General features: G+C 72.9%; 6 protein-coding genes. 2 read left to right on the top strand and 4 right to left on the bottom strand.

What is annotated here, in order from left to right:
* Window positions 1–172 precede the first annotated feature (172 nt).
* Window positions 173–1,789 carry an ABC transporter permease gene (locus ACWGIF_RS19075; protein ID WP_453498731.1) on the top strand — a complete coding sequence of 539 codons (1,617 nt, stop codon included), beginning with the start codon at window positions 173–175 and terminating at the stop codon, window positions 1,787–1,789.
* Window positions 1,789–2,841, top strand: coding sequence for an ABC transporter ATP-binding protein (locus ACWGIF_RS19070; RefSeq protein ID WP_453498720.1), 1,053 nt, complete (start codon window positions 1,789–1,791; stop codon window positions 2,839–2,841). The genes ACWGIF_RS19075 and ACWGIF_RS19070 overlap by 1 nt, the downstream gene beginning before the upstream one ends.
* Here ACWGIF_RS19070 and ACWGIF_RS19065 read toward each other — a convergent pair.
* From ACWGIF_RS19065 to ACWGIF_RS19050, 4 genes are all read right to left on the bottom strand, one after another.
* Window positions 2,838–4,091 carry a cytochrome P450 gene (locus ACWGIF_RS19065; protein ID WP_453498717.1) on the bottom strand — a complete coding sequence of 418 codons (1,254 nt, stop codon included), beginning with the start codon at window positions 4,089–4,091 and terminating at the stop codon, window positions 2,838–2,840. The genes ACWGIF_RS19070 and ACWGIF_RS19065 overlap by 4 nt on opposite strands.
* An 89-nt stretch (window positions 4,092–4,180) precedes the next feature.
* A complete protein-coding gene (locus ACWGIF_RS19060) occupies window positions 4,181–5,587 on the bottom strand; it encodes an NAD(P)/FAD-dependent oxidoreductase (RefSeq protein ID WP_453498714.1) in 1,407 nt (468 codons plus the stop codon).
* Window positions 5,584–5,841: a ferredoxin gene (locus ACWGIF_RS19055; RefSeq protein WP_453498711.1), complete on the bottom strand. Its 258-nt coding sequence runs from the start codon at window positions 5,839–5,841 to the stop codon at window positions 5,584–5,586. Before ACWGIF_RS19055 ends, ACWGIF_RS19060 begins: the two co-directional genes overlap by 4 nt.
* Before the next feature lie 131 nt (window positions 5,842–5,972).
* A complete protein-coding gene (locus ACWGIF_RS19050) occupies window positions 5,973–6,617 on the bottom strand; it encodes a hypothetical protein (RefSeq protein WP_453498709.1) in 645 nt (214 codons plus the stop codon).
* Window positions 6,618–6,628: the final 11 nt, after the last annotated feature.

Here is a 6,628-nt window from a genome sequence, read left to right as displayed (position 1 = left end):
TGTGGGTGGCCGCGCAGACCAGCCCCCATAACCGTGAGCTGGGGTACACGGATTGGCCGGCGCTCGAGTTTATGAACGCGCTCCGAGGGCGGGGGGCGCGGCGCGGGGGGGCGCCGCGCCGGGCTCCGGTCCCCGTGAAGGCGGCCGCGCCGTGGCCGTGCGGCTCGCCCTGATGGCGGTGCCCCTCGTCTTCTTCGGGCTGTCCTTCGCCTATCCCGTCGCCGCGATCGTCGGGCGCGGCCTGCGGACCGACGGCGGGTGGCAGTTCGGCCGCTTCGGCGAGGTGCTGGCCCGGCCCGACATCGCCGACGTGCTGTGGTTCACCACGTGGCAGGCGCTCGCCTCCACCACGCTCACGCTGCTGATCGCGCTCCCCGGCGCGTACGTCTTCGCGCGCTTCGAGTTCCCCGGCAAGCAGCTGCTGCGGGCCGTGGTCACCGTTCCGTTCGTGCTGCCGACCGTGGTGGTCGGCACCGCCTTCCTCGCCCTGCTCGGACGCGGCGGGCTGATGGACGAACGGCTGGGCGTCCGCCTCGACACCACCGTCTGGGCGATCCTGCTCGCCCACGTCTTCTTCAACTACGCCGTCGTCGTCCGCACCGTCGGCGGGCTGTGGGCCCAGCTGGATCCGCGCCAGGAGGAGGCCGCACGGGTGCTGGGCGCCGGGCGGTTCGCGGCCTGGCGGCGGGTGACGCTGCCCGCGCTGGCCCCGTCGGTGGCCGCCGCCTCGCTGATGGTGTTCCTGTTCACCTTCAGCTCCTTCGGCGTCGTACTGATCCTCGGCGGGCCCGCGTACTCCACTCTGGAGGTGGAGGTCTACCGGCAGACCGCGCAGCTCCTGGACCTGCCGACGGCCGCCGTACTGACGATGGTGCAGTTCGCCGCGCTCGGCGGGATCCTCGGCGTGCACGCCTGGACGGTCCGCAAGCGCGAGACCGCGCTGCGACTGGTGGATCCGGGCCGCACCGCGCACCGGCCGCGCGGCTGGGCGCAGCGCACGCTGCTGGGCGGGGTGCTGCTGACCGTGGCGCTGCTGATCGTGGCGCCGCTGGGCGTGCTGGTCGAGCGGTCCTTCGACGCCCCGGGCGGATACGGATTCGGCTTCTACCGGGCGCTGCAGGACGCCGGCGCCGGCGGCGGGACCTTCCTGGTGCCGCCGGTGGAGGCGATCTGGAACTCCCTGCAGTTCGCGCTCGCCGCCACCGCGATCGCCCTGGTCGTCGGGGGACTGGCGGCCGCGGCCCTGACCCGGCGCGACGGCGCCTTCGTACGCGGCTTCGACGCGATGCTGATGCTTCCGCTGGGGGTGTCCGCCGTGACGGTCGGCTTCGGATTCCTGATCACCCTGGACGAGCCGCCGCTGGACCTGCGGACCTCGTGGATCCTGGTGCCGCTGGCGCAGGCCCTGGTGGGCGTGCCCTTCGTCGTACGGACCATGCTGCCGGTGCTGCGCGCCGTGGACGGGCGGCTGCGGGAGGCGGCCGCGGTGCTCGGCGCATCGCCGCTGCGGGCCTGGCGAGAGGTGGACCTCCCGCTGGTGCGGCGGGCGCTGCTGATCGCGGCCGGGTTCGCCTTCGCGGTCTCGCTGGGGGAGTTCGGCGCGACCGTCTTCATCGCCCGGCCGGACCAGCCGACGCTGCCGGTGGCCGTGGCCCGGCTGCTGGGACGGGCAGGTGAGCTGAACTACGGGCAGGCGATGGCCCTGAGCACGATTCTGATGCTGGTATGCGCGGTGTCCCTGCTGGTGCTGGAGCGACTGCGACCCGACAAGACCTCCGGAGAGTTCTGATGGCACTGCTTCAGCTGGAAGGGGTGTCGGTCCGCTTCGGTGAGCGCGCGGCCGTGGACTCCGTGGATCTGGACGTCGCCGAGCACGAGATCGTCTGCGTGCTGGGGCCGAGCGGCAGCGGCAAGTCCACCCTGCTGAGGGTGGTCGCCGGCCTGCAGCATGTGTCCGCGGGCCGGGTCCTGCTGGGCGGCTCCGACCAGGCCGGGGTGCCCGTGCACCGGAGAGGCGTGGGTCTGATGTTCCAGGACCACCAGCTCTTCCCGCACCGCGACGTCGGCGCGAACGTCTCCTTCGGGCTGCGGATGCGGGGGGCCGGGCGGGCCTCCTCCACGGCCCGGGTCGCGGAACTGCTGGAACTGGTCGGGCTCCCCGGCGCCCAGGGCCGGGCGGTGGCCTCCCTGTCGGGCGGCGAGCAGCAGCGGGTCGCGCTGGCCCGGGCGCTGGCGCCCTCACCGCGGCTGCTGATGCTCGACGAACCGCTGGGCCAGCTCGACCGGGTGCTGCGGGAGCGGCTCGTGGTGGAGCTGCGGGCGCTGTTCTCCCGGCTGGGGACGACGGTGCTGGCGGTCACGCACGACCAGGGCGAGGCCTTCGCCCTGGCCGACCGGGTGGTGGTGATGCGGGACGGCCGGATCGCGCAGGCCGGGACTCCGCTGGAGGTGTGGCAGCGGCCCGCGTCGGAGTTCGTGGCGCGGTTCCTCGGCTTCGAGAACGTGGTCCCCGCCGTGGTCGCGGGCGCCGTGGCCGGGACGCCGTGGGGCAAGATCCAGGTCCCGGCCGGGTCTCCCGAAGGAGAGCGGCGGCTGCTGATCCGCCCGGCGGGCGTCGTGCTCCGCGCGGCGGGCCTGCCGTGCGAGGTGGTGTCCCGCACCTTCCGCGGGACACACGTGGCGCTGCTGCTGCGGCCGGAGTCGGGGCCGGTACTGGAGGCGGAGTGCGGGCTGGCGGGCGCTCCGGCCGTGGGCGAGCGGGTCGCGGTGACCTTCAGCCCCGCCGAGGTGGTGGTCCTCCCCTCGGAGGCCGCGCAGGGAGCGCAGGCTCAGAACGCCTAGGCGGCCTGGGGGAGGATGCCGTCGCAGGCGATCGGCAGGTGCCGGGGGCCGCGCAGCACCGCGTTCTGGCGGTAGGGAGGCGGGTCCTCCAGCAACCGGGGGTTCACCAGCCGGCGGGCCAGCTCGCTCAGCGCCAGCTGCGCCTCCTGCCGGGCCAGCGGAGCCCCGAAGCAGCTGTGGATGCCGCTGCCGAGCCCGAGGTGCTGGATGTCCCCCCGGTCGGGGTCGAAGCGGTCCGGGTTCTCGAACCGCTTCGGGTCACGGTTCCCGGAGGCCAGGATCAGCCACAGGGACGCGCCCTTCGGGATGGTGACACCGGCGACCTCGATGTCGGAGAGGGTGGTGCGCTGGGGCAGCAGCTGCACGGGCGGCTCGTACCGCAGCAGCTCCTCGACGATGGTGACGGACAGAGCGGGTTCGTCGCGCAGTCGCCGGAGGACGTCCGGGTGGCGCAGCAGGGTCAGCATGCCGTTGGTGATGAGGTTGACCGTGGTCTCGTGACCCGCGATCAGCAGCAGCGCGGAGGTGCTGAGCGCCTCCATGGTGGTCATGGCGCCGTCCGGGCCGTCCGCGGTCGCCAGCTGGGACAGCATGTCGTCGCCGGGGTTCTTGCGCCGCTCCTCGATCAGCCCGGCCAGATACATGCCCAGTTCCATGCGGGCGTCCATGGCCCCCTTGCCGTGCTGGGTCGGGTCCGCGTCCGGGTCGGGGTCCAGGCTGGCGGCGAGGGCCTCCGCCCAGACGTGGAAGCGCGGCTCGTCCTCGTGGGGCACCCCGAGCAGCCGGCAGATGACCGTGACCGGGAAGGGGTACGCGAACTGGTCGACCAGGTCGACCCGGTCCAGATCGCCGTGGGTGGCGATGCCGTCGATGAGTCGGGAGACGAGCCCGCCGAGCTCCTCGCGCATGTCGTGCACCCGGTGGGGGGCGTGGGGCGGCCCGAACGGGCGGTTCGTCATCCGCCGCAAGCGGTCGTGGTCCGGCGGGTCGAGCTTGAGGAAGGACGGAGGCAGGGTCGCCCCCTCGTCCTCGGCCTGGCCCAGCGGATCGTCCCCGGTCGCCTTCAGATTGCGGGAGTCGGAACTGATCCGCGGGTCGTGCAGGAGGCTCTGGATCTCGTAGTACGTGCTGACGACGTACGGGCCGTCTCCGTCGTGGGACACCGGGGTTTTGCGGAGTTCCTCGTACAGCGGGTACGGATTCGCGCGGTTCGCGTAGTCGATGATCTCCCGCAGAAGGGCTTGGGTCATGACGGGTCCTCGTGATCCTCGGGGGAGGGCGGGGTGCGGTCGCGGGTCGCGGATAGCGGGTCGGCCGGTCGCGGTGGTTCGCGGCGGGGTCAGTTGCGCGCGGGGGTGAAGGTCAGCTTCCGGTCGGCCGGCGAGTAGCCGCTGAGGGTGATGGTCGGCCCATGGGTCGGCACCGAGGGGTCGGGGAAGTCCGCCGGCATCGGCTTGTTCCCCTCCGGCCTGCGGTCCACCGTGGAGAACGGCGGCGGGAACGGCGCGGTGCTCTCGATCTGGTGCTCGTAGAACGGGAGCCAGCGGCAGTTGTCGAAGGTGACGGCGGCGATCACCCGTCCCTGGTACCCGTACACGGCCGCGAACCGGCGCTCCGCGAGCGAGCCCTGCGTGACGAGGATCTCGGTCCCCATCGGCGGCACACCGACCGACTTGATGTTAACGCCGAACTGGGAGGACCAGAAGGCCGGTACCCACAGGTGGGGGCGGCGGTCCGCGCTCTCGCTGAGCATGTTGTGGGCGGCGGTGTCGGCCTGGGCGACGGCGTTGCCCCAGTGCTCCAGGGAGAGGAACTGGTAGCCGAACAGGGCGTGTGGGGAACGGGCCACGTCACCCGCCACGTAGATGTCGTCGGTGACGATGCCCCGGATGTCGAAGGCCCGGCAGCCCGCGTCACACGCGATGCCGCGGGGTCCCGCACCCAGTCCGGATCCGGTGAGCCATTCGGTGTTGCGCTGCGCGCCCAGCGAGACGACCACCACGTCGGCCTCCACGGTGGAGCCGTCGGACAGGTGGGCGGCGCGGACCCGGCCGGTGGGGTCGCCCTCCAGCGCGGTGACCATGACCCCCGTGCGCAGGTCGACGCCGTGCTCCCGGTGCATGTCGGCCGCGACCTCGCCGATGACCCCGCCGAGCGCGCCGACCAGCGGCGCCGCACCCCGTTCGGCGACGGTGACGTCCAGGCCGCGTTCCCGGCAGGCGGACGCGATCTCGGACCCGGTGAATCCGGCTCCGATGACGAGCACGCGGCGAGGACCGGCGGCCAGGGCCCGTTGCAGTCCTTCGCCGTCGTCGCGGGTGCGCAGCACGAAGACTCCCTCGAGGGCGCCCTCCTCCTCATTGGGCCAAGGCCGCGCGCGGACGCCGGTGGCGATCAGGAGCCGGTCGTACTCGACCTCGTCGCCGTTGCCGAGCCTGACGCGGCGGGCGGCCATGTCCAGGCCCGTGGCGGGGACCCCGAGGCGCCAGTCGGCGTCGATCGCCCGGCGGCGGGGGAGCGCCGTGTGATCCGCGACGGCATGGCCCAGCAGGACCTGCTTGGACAGCGGGGGCCGGTCGTACGGCTCGTACGGTTCGTCGCCGATCATCGTGAGGGAACCGGCGAAGCCCTTCTCCCGCATGGTCTCGGCGGCCCGCAGACCCGCCAGCGAAGCGCCGACGACGACGATGCGGCCCTCGCGCTTGAGGTGCTCCAGGGCCCCGTCGTATCTCCCTTCACCGGTCACCGCGCGCCTCCGGAACCGGCGCCGGCCACGGAATCCGGGGCCACCATGTCCGCCATGTCCTCGTCCGTGATTTCCAGGAGGATCGCGCCGACCGGACAGGCGGCCACGGCGCGGGCGACGTTCTCGCGCTGCTCGGCGGCGGCCTGCGGGTTGTAGAGGAGCGACTCGTCGCCGTGCATGGCGAAGACGTCGGGAGCGAGGAAGGCGCACTGGGCGTATCCCTGGCAGCGGTTGAGGTCGACGACAAGCCTCATGACGGATCTGCCTTTCCCTCGGCGGTTCATCCCCGTCACCCCCTGGACCCCCGTTCCGCACCCCGGGGCACCCTTCCCACCAGCATGCATGCGGTGCCGGGAGGTCGCCTGCCGGAGTGTCGGCCTGCAGGTCAGGCGGGGCCGGGAAGGTCGGAGCGGCCCGCTGGGGCGGTGTCGCGCCGGGCGCGCAGGATGTACGCGCTGAGGATGAGGGCCCAGGCCGGGAACAGCAGCTCGGACCAGGGCACGCCGGAACCCACCACGATCAGGACCAGGCCCACCAGGGTTCCCAGCAGGGCCAGCGGCCGTGGGAAGACGCCGAGCATCCGCCCGATGGTCGAGGTCGCGAGGACGAAGACGGCCGCCACCCGCATCGCGTACGTCGACAGGAGAGTGTAGGCGTAGTGCCGGCCGAAATCGGAGGGTGTGTCCTCGGCCAGCACGGTGCCCGCCGCCGCGGCGGCGGCGAACAGGGTGGCCACGAAGACGAAGCCGCTGCCGAGGAACACGGTGGCCACGAACCGGTCCTCGGCCTCACCCGTGTGGGCGCGTAGGGCGCCCATGAACCAGAGGAAGAAGATGCCCGCGAAAGGCACGATCTCGAGTGCCACGCGGACCGCCCAGCGCCGGTCCGCCGCGATGGGCGCGTCGGCGGCGTCGGCGGACGGGACGGCGATCCGGATCAGGACGATCGCCGCCCCGAGCAGCAGGGCGAAGGCGACTCCGGCCATACCGGCCGCTCTCGGTGTCTTCAGCCGATTGGTCGTGGGTTCCATGAACCCCTCGC

The sequence above is a fragment of the Streptomyces sp. NPDC054849 genome, assembly GCF_053610945.1.
The sequence above is the reverse complement of the archived record's forward strand: the minus strand, read 5'-3'. Positions and strand labels throughout refer to the sequence as shown.

Bases quoted from the DNA above. Each gene is read 5' to 3' on its own strand.
- ACWGIF_RS19075 (WP_453498731.1), top strand. From the start codon at position 173: ATGGCGGTGCCCCTCGTCTTCTTCGGGCTGTCCTTCGCCTATCCCGTC.
- ACWGIF_RS19050 (WP_453498709.1), bottom strand. From the start codon at position 6,617: ATGGAACCCACGACCAATCGGCTGAAGACACCGAGAGCGGCCGGTATG.
- ACWGIF_RS19065 (WP_453498717.1), bottom strand. From the start codon at position 4,091: ATGACCCAAGCCCTTCTGCGGGAGATCATCGACTACGCGAACCGCGCG.
- ACWGIF_RS19055 (WP_453498711.1), bottom strand. From the start codon at position 5,841: ATGAGGCTTGTCGTCGACCTCAACCGCTGCCAGGGATACGCCCAGTGC.
- ACWGIF_RS19070 (WP_453498720.1), top strand. From the start codon at position 1,789: ATGGCACTGCTTCAGCTGGAAGGGGTGTCGGTCCGCTTCGGTGAGCGC.